This is a genomic window from Pseudomonas sp. WT-JTC (assembly GCF_056711565.1).
On the sequence record NZ_CM160042.1, the window covers coordinates 317641 to 330087 of the forward strand.

Sequence of the window (12447 nt, forward strand, 5' to 3'; positions counted from 1 at the left end):
GGTCGTCAAGCAAGTTTTCAAAAAATATTTAATTATTACCGTTGCTTACGTGCCGACCCCGGATTTTGATCAATTATTGAGCAGGTGGAACGTAGCCTTCGGCCTTGGCGTAATCCTCGCCGGAGAAGTACTTGTCCATCTCGCCCTGCAGATATTTGCGATCTTCGGCGTTCATCATGTTCAGGCGTTTTTCGTTGATCAGCAGGGTCTGGTGCTTTTGCCAATCTGCCCAGGCCTTGGCCGAGACGTGGTCAAAAATGTCCTGGCCTTTGGCACCCGGGAACGGTGCGCGCTCCAGGGCAGGCAATTCTTCTTTGTACTTGCGGCACATGATGGTGCGGGTCATGACGACTCTCCTGCGTTCAATACGGCGGCCGCGCGTTCGAGCAAGGTCTTGACCGGGGCGGCAAGACCCAGGCGCGGCGGGGTGGCGAGGTTATACCAGAGCCAGTCGGCCTCGGCCACGTGATGGCCGGTCTGCTGGACCTGAACCAGCCAGGGTTCGATGGATAACTGAAAATGGCTGAAGGTGTGCACCAGGCTCGGCAACGCCTGTTGGGTGCCCAGTTCCAGCGAATGCTGCGATGCCAGGTGCTGCAGATCGTCGAGGTCGTCGAGTTCCGGCAGGCTCCACAAGCCGCCCCACAGGCCCGTGGAGGGGCGACGGTAAAGCAGAATGGCGCCCTCGGCGTTGGCGAGCATCGGCATCAGCGTGCGCTTCTGCGGGATGGCCTTACGCGGCTTGGGGATCGGGTAGCGGGTCTCCAGGCCAAGCATGTGCGCCTCACAGCCCTTTTTCAGCGGACACAGCAGGCAGCTCGGTTTGCTGCGGGTGCAGAGCGTGGCGCCGAGGTCCATCATCGCCTGGGTGTAGGCGTTGACCCGGTCGTGCGGTGTGAAGCGCTCAGCGTTGGCCCAGAGCTGTTTCGCGACCTTCGGCTCGCCGGGGTAGCCCTCCTGCGCGGTAAAGCGCGCCAGCACCCGTTTGACGTTGCCGTCGAGGATCGGCGCGCGCAGCCCCATGCTGATGCTGGCAATCGCACCAGCGGTGGACAGGCCGATGCCCGGCAGGTCAGTGAGCTTTTCCACGTCCCGGGGAAATTCGCCGCCGTACTGCTCGACGACGATTTTCGCGGTCTTCTGCAAATTGCGCGCGCGGGTGTAGTAACCCAGGCCCGTCCACAGGTGCAGCACTTCGTCTTCCGGTGCCGCCGCCAGGGCTTCGACCGTTGGCAGCGAGGCCATGAAGCGGTCGAAGTAGTTCAGCACGGTGCTGACCTGGGTCTGCTGCAACATGATTTCCGAGACCCATACCCGATATGGGTTGATGTCCTGCTGCCAGGGCAAATCGTGACGGCCGTGGCGGTCGAACCAGTCCAGCACCGCCGTTGAAAACTGCTCGGCTCTCATCGCTTGAACAGTTCCTTGAGTGCGTCTTTCAGTTTCGGGTCGACTTTGTCGCCCCATTTTTCCTCGATTTTTTCGCTGATCCTGTCGCCAGCCACCTTGGTCGCGACCTGGCTCATGCGTTCGTTATCCACGCGGCAAGCCTTGGCGCCCAGCTCCAGCGGGCCGCGGCAGCGCAGTGGCCACTCGATACCGACAAACTTGTCGCCGACCTGACAGGCCGGGTCTGGCATGGCGCTCGTATCACCTTCGACGATGATGCCGACGCGGTAGTCCATGCCCAGCACTCGCAGATCGATGTCACCGTTACCGTTGACGGCCATGCCCGGGATGCGCACTTTCAGGTCCGGGTTGCTGGCCACGCCATTACGGAAGGTCAGGTTGCCCTTGAGTTCCTGGAACGGTGTGTCCTTGCCCCGCGGCTCGCCGCTGAGGGTTTTGCGGTTGAGCGTGGCGATGCCTTTGCACAGCTGTTGCTCAAGGTTGGCATTGAGCAGCATGCCATTGTTGATGACGATACTGGCGTTGCCATTGAGGGTTTCGATCAGCGCTTTCTGGCTGTTGCCATTGCCGCTCAGGCTGCTGTTGAGCGTGACCAGGCCTTTGACCGGCGGGTTCTTGCCCTGGCTTTCGAGGATTTTTTCTGCCGGTACCCGGCTGATCTTCGTCTGCAGGTTCAGCGCCGGCACTGGCTGGCGCACATCGAGCGTGCCAGCGGTTTCGAAGTTGCCCTCGTACAGATCGCCGCGCAGGTTGGCCAGCGTCAGCAGGCCGCCCTGGCCGGTGGCCTTGAGCGTAGCGTTATGGATCGGCAGTTTTTTCAGGGTCAACTGGCCGAAGGTCAGGTCGGCGTCCACATCGAGCTTGCTCAAGCGTTCCACTGGCAACAGACGCTCGCTGCTCCACGCGTCCTTGGTCGGCGCGGGTGGCAGTGGTGTACTGCCCGCGCCAGCCAGGGCATCGGCTTCGGTGCTGGCGACTTCGGCCTGGCGTACCTGCGTGGCGCTATTGGCCTCGGCGGATTTTGGCGGCAGGTAACGATCGACGTTGAAGGTGTCGGCCTTGAGCACAGCGCGCAGCGATTGCTTGGCGAAGTCTTCGACGGCAATGCGGCCGCTGAAGGTGCTGTCGTCGACTTTCAGGTTGAGGTTGTCGAGCGCCAGGCTGGTCGGTGTCGCTGCCAATCGGCTGACCAGCTCGACTTTGCTCAGGCTGCCTTCGGCCATGGCCGGGAGTTTCTGGCCGATGCTTTCGACGAATTTCGCCAGGTCGAACTGGGCAATCGAGATGCCGCCGCTGACCTGTGGGGTCTTGTCGAGGTCGTTGACCTTCAGTTCACCCAGTGCCCGCAGTTGGTTGGCGGAGATCTTGATACCGGTCCACTCGGCCACGTTGGCGGCCTTGTCCAGCACCAGCTGGCCCTGGGCGGAGAACGTCATGGTCTTGCCTTGCAGCGGATCGCCGGTCACTTCACCGGACAACTTCATGTCTTCGAACTGATAACGCTGCAGTGCACGTGCGATACGCACCTCACCATTGAGCTCGGTGCGAACCCGCAGTGCCGGCTGGTTGGCTGACAGGAAAGCTGTGAGCTTGAGCGGAATGTTGACGGAGTCGTGAACCGCGCCGGTGCTCAACTGAATACTTTCGGCGCTGAAGCTCTTGCCGGTTCGTTCGTCGGTGTATTCAACCCGTGCGTTGTTCACGGTCAGGCTGTCGATGTCCAGACGGATCGGCTGAGGCGGTTTTTCCGCCGCGACGCTGGCTTCGGGCGCAGGTTCGATAGCGGCTGGCGGGGTGCTGGTGGCGTCGGTCTTGGCCGTAGCAGGCACCTTGCCGATGTCCTCCCAGTTGCCGTGACCATCCTTGTCGCGGTTCAGGCGCAGGTTCAGGCCTTCGACGCGCACGTCGCTCATCTGCACTTCACGGCGCAGCAGCGGCAGGACGCGCACCGACAGGCCGAGCATCTGCAAATCGGCGTACGGTTCGGTCGGTTTGACCATGGTCGCGACACTGGCGTCGTGCAGCTCCAGGCCCAGCCACGGGAACAGGCTCCAACCGATATCGCCATTGAGCGTCAGCTCGATGTGGGCCTTGTCGCGGGCAATCTGGCGAATCTCGTCTTTGTAGTCGTTGGGATCGAAGAGGTGGGTCAGGGCAAAGCCCAGCGCCACAATGATCAGCAACAGCCCGAGAAGTACCAGACCCAGGATTTTGCCGAACGCTTTCATGGGCGAGTCCTTGTAGATAGTCGAATTCAAAATTTAGCCGAGGAGTATAGCGCCACCGGATAGACGACCGGTCAGCGATCACTGCGGCAGTACATCCAGCGGCAGTTTCAGCTTGGCGGCCAGTGCTTGTGCCTCCAGGTGCCCGGCAGGTGCGAGCAAGCGCAGGGTCACGCCCGATTGCTCGGCCATTTTCCGGGCTTCGGCCACCAGTCGCTCGGCAACACCACGGCGACGGGTAATTTTTCGCACACAAATTTGTGACAAGTACCAGGCCTCTTGGTGCCTTTGCAAACGGGCCGCGCCCAGCAGGCGATCATTGAAGCGCCCGGCGATCAGCGTGCCGTCGCGCAAACAGTCTTCGATCAACTGCGCTTCCCCGGAAAACGGGGCGAACAACCATTCTGGAGCGTCGCGGTAGATCTTCTGCAGATCCTGCCGATCCTGGGACGTGGCTTGATTCAGCGACTCGACGATGATCGGCATGGTGATTCCTGTGAGGTCATGGGTGAAAGAGGTCAGATAACGTACAAAAGGTGATGTCAGTTTGGTTTTTCTGTCACTTGCAGATGGTACCCTTTGCCCGTTCGTCCGTCCTTCTGCGACCTGTTGTCGCACAACAAGGCGTCCCCCGAAAAAAACGGTCATGCCTGCGTGCATAAAGGCCGGGGGTGGACCATGGCTGGCGAACCCTACTGATAATTGGGGGAAACACAATGACTACGAGCATCACGGCGGACGGCTTCAGTGCCAGCCAGCCTGCGTTCCTGTCCAAGGAGCGGATCATCGCCAAGCCCGGTTTCAACCGCTGGCTGGTACCACCGGCCGCGTTGGCCATCCACTTGTGCATCGGCATGGCCTACGGCTTTTCGGTGTTCTGGCTGCCGCTGTCCAAGGCGCTGGGTATCACCGCTCCGGCAGCCTGCGCGCCAGACATGAGTTTTATCGCACAAGTCTTTTCGTCTCAGTGTGACTGGCCGATCTCGATGCTCGGCTGGATCTACACGCTGTTCTTCATCTTCCTCGGTTGCTCGGCCGCCATCTGGGGTGGCTGGCTGGAACATGCCGGACCGCGCAAGGCCGGCGTCGTATCGGCTCTGTGCTGGTGCGGCGGCCTGCTGATTTCGGCGCTGGGGGTGTATACCCACCAGATCTGGCTGATGTGGATCGGCTCCGGGGTCATTGGCGGTATCGGCCTGGGCCTGGGCTACATTTCGCCGGTGTCGACCCTGATCAAATGGTTTCCGGACAAGCGCGGCATGGCGACCGGCATGGCGATCATGGGCTTCGGCGGCGGCGCAATGGTCGGCGCTCCGCTGGCGGCGGCGCTGATGGGGCACTTCGCTTCGCCAACCAGTGTCGGCGTGTGGCAGAGCTTCCTGGTGATGGCCGCGATCTACTTCGTGTTCATGATCGGTGGCGCGCTGTCCTACCGCGTTCCGCCAACCGGCTGGAAGCCCGAAGGCTGGACCGCCCCGGTGAAAAAAGCCTCGAACGCGATGATCACTCATCGTCATGTTCACGTGAATGTGGCCTGGAAGACGCCGCAATTCCGTCTGGTGTGGCTGGTGCTGTGCCTGAACGTATCCGCCGGTATCGGTATCCTCGGCATGGCGTCGCCGCTGTTGCAGGAAGTGTTCGCGGGCAAATTGCTGGGCAATGACCTGGCGTTCGGTCAGCTCGACGCCTCGCAACTGGCTTCGATCGCCGCCATCGCTGCCGGTTTCACCGGTTTGCTGAGCCTGTTCAACATCGGCGGACGTTTCTTCTGGGCTTCGTTCTCGGATTACCTGGGCCGCAAAAACACCTACTTCGTGTTCTTCGCCCTGGGTTTTGCCCTGTACGGACTGATTCCGAACCTTGGTCATCTGGGCAGCGTCGCGCTGTTCGTGGCGGCGTTCTGCATCATCCTGTCGATGTATGGCGGTGGCTTTGCAACCGTTCCGGCGTATCTGGCGGACCTGTTCGGTACGCAAATGGTCGGCGCGATCCACGGTCGTCTGCTGACCGCCTGGGCTGCCGCCGGCGTGCTGGGTCCGGTGCTGGTGAACTACCTGCGTGAGTATCAATTGAGCATCGGCGTCGAGCGCGCAGCGGCATACGACATCACCCTGTACATCCTCGCCGGCCTGCTGGTGCTGGGTTTCCTGTGCAATCTGCTGGTGCGTCCGGTGGCCGACAAGTACTTCATGACCGACGCCGAACTGGCCGCCGAACAGGCGCTGGGTCATGACAAGGGTGCTGACAGCAGTACCGTGCTGGAGTGGAAAGCGGCTGCCGGCACCAAGCCGCTGGCGGTTGCGGCGTGGCTGGTGGTGGGCATTCCGCTGGCGTGGGGTGTGTGGGTGACATTGCAAAAAACAGCAGTGCTGTTCCACTGACACCAAGGTAAATGCAAAACCTGTGGGAGCGGGCTTGCTCGCGAAGGCGGTGTGTCAGTCAACACAAATGTTGAATGTGACGGCCTCTTCGCGAGCAAGTCGGATTGCCGCACCACCGCTCCCACATTTGTTTTGCGTTCTTTCCAGGTCGCTTGTATGGACATGTACATCGCCGACACCCCCGGATTCATTCCGTCAGCCATATCACCTCTCGTGTTTCTGTTTGGCGCCCGCGCCCCTATAATGGTTGCCTTTTTCGCCCAATGATTTTGCGGAGCTGGTGATGGCCGAACGTAAGGCGTCTGTCGAGCGCGACACTCTGGAAACCCAGATCAAAGCCTCGATCAACCTCGATGGCACCGGAAAGGCCCGATTTGATATCGGTGTTCCTTTTCTTGAGCACATGCTGGACCAGATCGCCCGTCACGGGCTGATCGACCTGGATATTGTCAGCAAGGGCGACCTGCATATCGATGACCACCACACCGTGGAAGACGTCGGTATCACCCTCGGCCAGGCTTTCACCAAAGCCATCGGCGACAAGAAAGGCATCCGTCGCTACGGTCACGCCTACGTGCCGCTCGATGAAGCACTCTCGCGTGTGGTGATCGACTTCTCCGGCCGTCCGGGCCTGCAGATGCATGTTCCGTACACCCGTGCCACCGTCGGCGGCTTCGACGTCGACCTGTTCCAGGAATTCTTCCAGGGCTTCGTCAACCACGCCAACGTCACCTTGCACATCGACAATCTGCGTGGGCACAACACCCACCACCAGATCGAAACCGTGTTCAAGGCTTTCGGTCGTGCCCTGCGCATGGCCGTCGAGCTCGATGATCGCATGGCCGGGCAAATGCCTTCGACCAAGGGCGTGCTGTAATGCAGACAGTCGCGGTTATCGATTACGGCATGGGCAACCTGCACTCGGTGGCCAAGGCCCTCGAGCACGTCGGTGCCGGCAAGGTCCTGATCACCAGCGATGCGAACGTGATTCGCGAGGCCGACCGGGTGGTTTTCCCCGGCGTGGGTGCCATTCGCGATTGCATGGCGGAGATCCGTCGCCTCGGCTTCGATTCGCTGGTACGTGAAGTCAGCCAGGACCGTCCGTTCCTTGGTATCTGCGTGGGCATGCAAGCCTTGCTCGACACCAGCGAAGAGAACGACGGCGTCGACTGCATCGGTCTGTTTCCGGGCCAGGTGAAGTTCTTCGGCAAGGATCTGGTCGAGGACGGTGAACACCTGAAAGTCCCGCACATGGGCTGGAACGAAGTGAAGCAGAAGGTGAGTCACCCGCTGTGGCACGACATCCCGGACCTGGCGCGGTTCTACTTCGTGCACAGCTACTACATCGCTGCCGCCAACGCGCGGCAGGTGGTGGGTGGCGGTCACTACGGTGTCGACTTCGCCGCGGCGCTGGCCGAAGGCTCGCGTTTCGCCGTGCAGTTCCACCCGGAGAAAAGCCATACCCATGGCCTGCAGCTGCTGCAGAACTTCGCCGCGTGGGACGGTCGCTGGTAAATGGCCGCCAAGAAAACCAAGCCGCCGATCCTGACCCTCACTCCTGAACAGGAGAGCGAGGCCAATCGCAAGATCAAGCGGTTCATGGAGGATCGCTTCGAACTGGACCTGGGTTCGTTCGAAGCGGCCGAAATTCTTGAGCTGTTTACCCGCGAAATTGCTCCGCACTATTACAACAGGGCGATTTTCGATGTGCAGGCGCACCTCAAAGAGAGGTTCGAAAGCATCGAAAGCGACCTGTGGGCGCTCGAGAAAAACTGATTTCCGAGCCAAGCTGAACATTCAAATTTGAAGGTTTGCCAGATGCTGATTATTCCCGCTATCGATCTTAAAGACGGTGCCTGCGTACGTCTGCGCCAGGGCCGCATGGAAGATTCCACAGTGTTCTCCGATGACCCGGTGAGCATGGCTGCCAAGTGGGTGGAGGGCGGTTGCCGTCGTCTGCATCTGGTCGACCTGAATGGCGCATTCGAGGGCCAGCCGGTCAACGGCGAAGTGGTCACCGCCATCGCCAAGCGCTACCCGAACCTGCCGATCCAGATCGGCGGCGGTATCCGTTCCCTGGAAACTATCGAACACTACGTGAAAGCCGGCGTGAGCTACGTGATCATCGGCACCAAGGCGGTGAAGGATCCGGCATTCGTCGCTGAGGCCTGCCGTGCGTTCCCGGGCAAGATCATCGTCGGCCTCGACGCGAAGGACGGTTTTGTTGCGACCGATGGCTGGGCTGAAATCAGCACCGTGCAGGTTATCGATCTGGCCAAACAGTTTGAAGCCGACGGCGTGTCTTCGATCGTTTATACCGACATCGCCAAAGACGGCATGATGCAGGGCTGCAACGTACCGTTCACCGCCGCGCTCGCTGCTGCGACCAGGATTCCGGTGATCGCTTCCGGCGGTATTCACAACCTGGGTGACATCAAGTCGCTGCTCGACGCCAAGGCGCCGGGCATCATCGGCGCGATCACCGGCCGGGCGATCTACGAAGGCACTCTCGACGTCGCCGAAGCGCAAGCTTTCTGCGACTCGTACCAAGGCTGAGGACTGACCATGGCGCTGGCCAAACGCATCATCCCTTGCCTGGACGTGGATAACGGCCGGGTGGTCAAGGGTGTGAAATTCGAAAACATCCGCGACGCCGGTGACCCGGTGGAAATCGCCCGTCGCTACGACGAGCAGGGTGCCGACGAAATTACCTTTCTCGACATCACTGCCAGTGTCGACGGCCGCGACACCACGCTGCACACCGTAGAGCGCATGGCCAGCCAGGTGTTCATCCCGCTGACCGTGGGCGGCGGCGTACGCACCGTGCAGGACATCCGCAACTTGCTCAATGCCGGCGCGGACAAGGTTTCGATCAACACCGCCGCGGTGTTCAACCCGGAGTTTGTCGGCGAAGCCGCGCAGCATTTCGGTTCGCAATGCATCGTGGTTGCCATCGACGCGAAGAAGGTTTCCGGGCCGGGTGAAACCCCGCGCTGGGAAATCTTCACCCATGGCGGTCGCAAACCAACCGGTCTCGACGCGGTTGAGTGGGCGAAGAAGATGGAAGGCTTGGGTGCCGGTGAGATCCTGCTGACCAGCATGGACCAGGACGGCATGAAAAACGGTTTCGATCTGGGTGTCACCCGCGCCATCAGCGATGCGCTGGGCATTCCGGTGATCGCCTCCGGCGGTGTCGGCAACTTGCAACACCTGGCCGACGGCATCCTTGAAGGCCACGCCAGTGCGGTATTGGCGGCGAGTATTTTCCACTTTGGCGAATACACCGTGCAGGAAGCAAAAGCCTATATGGCTCATCGCGGAATCGTGATGCGTTAAACAAACCGATACAGGCCAGTGGACATCATGGCGGGCTCAAGGCACTCTTGGGTACGCCATGGATTTCGGTAGCCAGACATGCTTAGACGCCTTCTTCTAGCCCTCGCCAGTGCTTGTCTCTTGTTGGCCACCGGGGCGTACGCAACAGACAGTCCCGATACCAACATGGTGTTGCTGACGGAAAACTTCCCGCCGTACAACATGGCGAAGAACGGCAAGAACTTCGCTCAGGACGAGAACATCAATGGCATCGCCACCGATATCGTCCGCGAGATTTTCAAACGCGCCGACATAACCTATAGCCTGACACTGCGTTTCCCTTGGGAGCGAATCTACAAACTCACCCTGGAAAAACCTGGTTACGGTGTATTCGTCATGGCACGGTTGCCGGATCGCGAAAAACTCTTCAAGTGGGTCGGTCCGATCGGCCCGGACGACTGGATCATGCTGGCCAAGGCTGACAGCAAGATCACCCTCGAAACCCTGAGCGATGCACGTAAATACAGGATTGGCGCCTACAAGGGCGATGCGATCGCCGAGACGCTGGCCAAGCAGGGGCTCAATCCGATCGTCGTGCTGCGTGATCAGGACAATGCGAAGAAACTGGTCAACGGTCAGATCGACCTGTGGGCCACTGGCGATCCGGCCGGGCGCTATCTGGCGCGTCAGGAAGGGGTTAACGGATTGAAAACCGTACTGCGCTTCAACAGTGCCGAACTGTACCTGGCACTGAACAAGGACGTGCCGGACGAGACGGTGGCCAAGCTCCAGGCGGCGCTGGATCAGATGCGCAAGGAAGGGCGGGTGGACGAGATCATGGCGCAGTATCTATAGTGATCCTGCACATACTGGTGTGGGAGCGGGCTTGCTCGCGAAAGCGGTGTATCAGGCAACAATGATGTGGACTGACACGCCCTCTTCGCGAGCAAGTCGAATCGTCGCACCGCCACTCCCACATTTGTTCTGCGGTACTTCGGATTAGCGGTATACGCCATCCTTGCCATGCGCGGCCGTCGCCCGATTACCGCGCACGCTGATCATCTGCCGGATATCGATCCACTCGATCCCCTGAGCCTTCAGCTTCGGCAGTTCTCGCTCCAAAACAGCCAGCGTCTGTGGATACGGGTGCCCGATCATCACTGCCGAACCCTGTTTGTGCGCGAGGCTTATCGCTGTCTGCAGCTGGGTGAAGATCGCTGCTTCAGTACGCTCATCGTCGAGAAACACATCCCGCGAAACGCTCGCCAGACCGATCTTCTGTGCTTCGGCAGCGGCCACGGTCTGGGCGCTGGTGCGACTGTCGACGAAGAACTTGTGCCGTCGTTGCAAGTCCGCCATCAGCCAGGCCATGGCGGCGGGTTGTGCGGTCATGCGGCTGCCCATGTGATTGTTGATGCCGCTGGTGTACGGGACCATCTTGAACGCAGCGTTCAGGCGCTTTTCCAGCTCATCGATGGGGAGTTCGGGGTGCCAGGCGAACGGTCCGGTGGCCGGATCCATGGGCATGTGCAGAATGACGATTTTGCCGGCGCGATGGGCTTCGCGGGCGAATTCGGTGGCGTGGGGCGTGTCGGGCATGATTGCCGTGGTCACCGGGCCGGGCAGGGCCAGCACGCGGCGATCCCGGGGCAGGTTCTGCCCCAGGTCATCGATGATCAGGGACAGGTAGGCTTTTTGCGGCGTGGTCGAGGCGGGCGTTGCGTGAACAACACCCGCCAGACAGCAAAGCAGACCGAGAACGTACCGCAGGCGCATCCTCAGCGGCCGGATGTAATGCTCAGCCCTTTGAGCAGGCTCAGGGCCTGGGCCAACTGGTAGTCATCGTCCTGTGGCATCGGTTTGGCTTTGCCACTGGTGCCGGTCGGTTTGTCGGCGCCGCCGTTGCCGTTGCCCAGGTGACCCTGCAAGTCAGCTTCCTTGAAGTAGTCGCTGTCCTGCTCGCTGGTGATCTTGGCCTTGCGCACTTCGATGTCCGGGACGATGCCCTGTGCCTGGATGGAGCGGCCGTTCGGCGTGTAATACAGCGCCGTGGTGATCTTCAATGCGCGTTCATTGTTCAGCGGCAGCACGGTTTGCACCGAACCTTTACCGAAACTGGTGGTGCCCATCAGCACGGCGCGTTTCTGGTCCTGCAGGGCGCCGGCGACAATTTCCGAAGCCGAGGCGCTGCCGCCGTTGATCAGCACGACCATTGGCACGGCTTCGCTTTCGTCCTTGCCGGTGGCAGAGAAGCGCAGCTCGGAATTGGCGATGCGGCCCTTGGTGTAAACGATCAGGCCCTTGGTGATGAAGTGGTCGACCACTTCCACCGCCGCCTGCAACACCCCGCCCGGGTTGTTGCGCAGGTCGAGAATGATGCCCTTGAGCTTCTTGCCGTTGTCTTTGCGCAGCTTGGCCAGGGCCTTGGAAACCTCTTCACCGGTCTTGACCTGGAACTGGGTGATGCGGATGTAACCGTAGCCCGATTCCAGCAACTGGCTCTTGACGCTCTTCACCTGGATGACGGCGCGGGCCAGGGTCACGTCGAACGGCGTGCCGCCGTCGCGCACCAGGGTCAGGGTGATTTTCTGGCCGATCTTGCCGCGCATCTTGTCGACGGCTTCGGTCATGCTCTGGCCCCGGGTGGGCTGGCCGTTGATCTTGACGATGAAGTCGCCGGCCTGAATGCCGGCCTTGGAGGCTGGAGTGTCGTCAATTGGCGACACCACCTTGATGAAGCCGTCTTCGGCGCCGACTTCGATACCCAGGCCGCCGAATTCCCCACTGGTGCTTTCCTGCAGCTCGGCGAAATCTTCAGGGCCAAGGTAGGCGGAATGCGGATCGAGGTTGCTGAGCATGCCCTTGATGGCGTTTTCCAGCAGGGTCTTGTCGTCTACCGGTTCGACATAAGCGGCCTTGATCCGGTCCATCACCTCGGCAAAAGTGCGCAACTCGTCCAGCGGCAGTGGCGCCTTGGTGGTCGCAGCAGTGCCCGCAGGCGCAACCGCCGGGGCTGGTTGAGCGGCAAACGCCAGAGGCGCGCCGATCACCAGGGCGATCGTCAGGGCCAGCGAGGTAAGGCGGGACAAATGCAGCATGTCGAACGAACTCCTAAT

13 protein-coding genes are annotated in these 12447 nt (G+C 60.7%); 7 read left to right on the forward strand and 6 right to left on the reverse strand.

All coding sequences use genetic code 11. From position 1 onward, the window contains the following. Positions 1-73: 73 nt before the first annotated feature. The 4 genes from AC06G5_RS01430 to AC06G5_RS01445 form a co-directional block, all read right to left on the reverse strand. Complete coding sequence (locus tag AC06G5_RS01430) at positions 74-346, reverse strand: oxidative damage protection protein (protein ID WP_413423423.1); 273 nt, start codon at positions 344-346, stop codon at positions 74-76. Continuing rightward, entirely contained in the window at positions 343-1410 is a 1068-nt protein-coding gene (mutY, locus tag AC06G5_RS01435) for an A/G-specific adenine glycosylase (protein WP_413423421.1), read from the reverse strand. The genes AC06G5_RS01430 and mutY overlap by 4 nt, the downstream gene beginning before the upstream one ends. After that, on the reverse strand, positions 1407-3638 hold the full coding sequence (locus tag AC06G5_RS01440; RefSeq protein ID WP_480458903.1) for an AsmA family protein: 2232 nt from the start codon (positions 3636-3638) through the stop codon (positions 1407-1409). Before AC06G5_RS01440 ends, mutY begins: the two co-directional genes overlap by 4 nt. A 78-nt stretch (positions 3639-3716) precedes the next feature. Beyond that, positions 3717-4121, reverse strand: a complete 405-nt coding sequence (locus tag AC06G5_RS01445; protein ID WP_413423417.1) for an acetyl-CoA sensor PanZ family protein — start codon at positions 4119-4121, stop codon at positions 3717-3719. 230 nt (positions 4122-4351) lie between these two features. Here AC06G5_RS01445 and AC06G5_RS01450 point away from each other — a divergent pair, with 230 nt between their 5' ends. The 7 genes from AC06G5_RS01450 (at position 4352) to AC06G5_RS01480 (ending at position 10186) form a co-directional block, all read left to right on the forward strand. Beyond that, positions 4352-6016 carry an OFA family MFS transporter gene (locus AC06G5_RS01450; protein ID WP_413423415.1) on the forward strand — a complete coding sequence of 555 codons (1665 nt, stop codon included), beginning with the start codon at positions 4352-4354 and terminating at the stop codon, positions 6014-6016. Positions 6017-6299: 283 nt separating this feature from the next. Then, positions 6300-6893 (forward strand): imidazoleglycerol-phosphate dehydratase HisB, encoded by a 594-nt coding sequence (gene hisB / locus AC06G5_RS01455; protein ID WP_003186751.1) that lies wholly within the window; start codon positions 6300-6302, stop codon positions 6891-6893. Beyond that, the gene (hisH, locus tag AC06G5_RS01460; protein WP_007989198.1) at positions 6893-7531 is read left to right on the forward strand and encodes an imidazole glycerol phosphate synthase subunit HisH; all 639 of its coding nucleotides are present in this window, start codon (positions 6893-6895) and stop codon (positions 7529-7531) included. Before hisB ends, hisH begins: the two co-directional genes overlap by 1 nt. Continuing rightward, positions 7532-7792 (forward strand): DUF2164 domain-containing protein, encoded by a 261-nt coding sequence (locus AC06G5_RS01465; protein WP_413423413.1) that lies wholly within the window; start codon positions 7532-7534, stop codon positions 7790-7792. Between the two features lie 42 nt (positions 7793-7834). Then, positions 7835-8572 carry a 1-(5-phosphoribosyl)-5-[(5-phosphoribosylamino)methylideneamino]imidazole-4-carboxamide isomerase gene (hisA, locus tag AC06G5_RS01470; RefSeq protein WP_413703727.1) on the forward strand — a complete coding sequence of 246 codons (738 nt, stop codon included), beginning with the start codon at positions 7835-7837 and terminating at the stop codon, positions 8570-8572. A gap of 9 nt (positions 8573-8581) precedes the next feature. Further along, a complete protein-coding gene (gene hisF, locus AC06G5_RS01475) occupies positions 8582-9352 on the forward strand; it encodes an imidazole glycerol phosphate synthase subunit HisF (RefSeq protein ID WP_007897430.1) in 771 nt (256 codons plus the stop codon). 78 nt (positions 9353-9430) lie between these two features. Beyond that, positions 9431-10186, forward strand: a complete 756-nt coding sequence (locus AC06G5_RS01480; RefSeq protein WP_413423408.1) for a substrate-binding periplasmic protein — start codon at positions 9431-9433, stop codon at positions 10184-10186. A gap of 144 nt (positions 10187-10330) precedes the next feature. Here AC06G5_RS01480 and AC06G5_RS01485 read toward each other — a convergent pair whose 3' ends face one another. Together AC06G5_RS01485 and AC06G5_RS01490 are read right to left on the reverse strand one after the other, a co-directional pair. Beyond that, complete coding sequence (locus AC06G5_RS01485) at positions 10331-11107, reverse strand: divergent polysaccharide deacetylase family protein (protein WP_413423406.1); 777 nt, start codon at positions 11105-11107, stop codon at positions 10331-10333. Between the two features lie 2 nt (positions 11108-11109). Then, the gene (locus AC06G5_RS01490) at positions 11110-12429 is read right to left on the reverse strand and encodes a S41 family peptidase (protein ID WP_413423404.1); all 1320 of its coding nucleotides are present in this window, start codon (positions 12427-12429) and stop codon (positions 11110-11112) included. Between the last annotated feature and the right edge of the window lie 18 nt (positions 12430-12447).